The 464-nt window shown below is 26.7% G+C and carries 1 pseudogene; it reads right to left on the reverse strand.

Features of this window, described 5'->3' with window-relative positions:
* Window positions 1-177: pseudogene (locus tag U860_RS36175) on the reverse strand (alveolysin); the annotation flags it as partial.
* Between the last annotated feature and the right edge of the window lie 287 nt (window positions 178-464).

Genomic DNA, 464 nt, shown 5'->3' on the forward strand with positions numbered 1-464 from the left:
AACCTCTTGATTATTATACTTAAGATTTCCTATGCCAGTATCAATGTTAATAGCTTTTTTTGTTGTATCAGCTGAATTACTTGTTTTTGTTTCAGCGAAGGAAATAGAAGAATAATTAATAGTGCATAAGCCAATTGATAAACATGTTAGGAATTTTATTCCTTTAGTAATTTTCAAAAAATCAACCCCTTCTTTTTTTTCGTATTAAGGTATGATAATTATTTATAAATAATTGCTAAATAGTGAACTTACATAAATGCTTTTAAAAGTTCTTGAACTAATGGAAGTGCTCCACCTACAAATTTTAAAATTGTCATTGCGATTGTCATATTATTTCCTCCTCTTTTGTTGTTGCTAAGATGTGATTTATCTTTATGCTTTCATTATAGTAAGCGCTTACATTTTTATCAATACATTTCAATATGCAATATTACATATAACGTAAGCTGGTTTTATTGCTATAA

It is taken from the genome of Bacillus sp. H1a (genome assembly GCF_000633475.1).
Taxonomy (GTDB): Bacteria; Bacillota; Bacilli; order Bacillales; family Bacillaceae_G; genus Bacillus_A; species Bacillus_A paramycoides.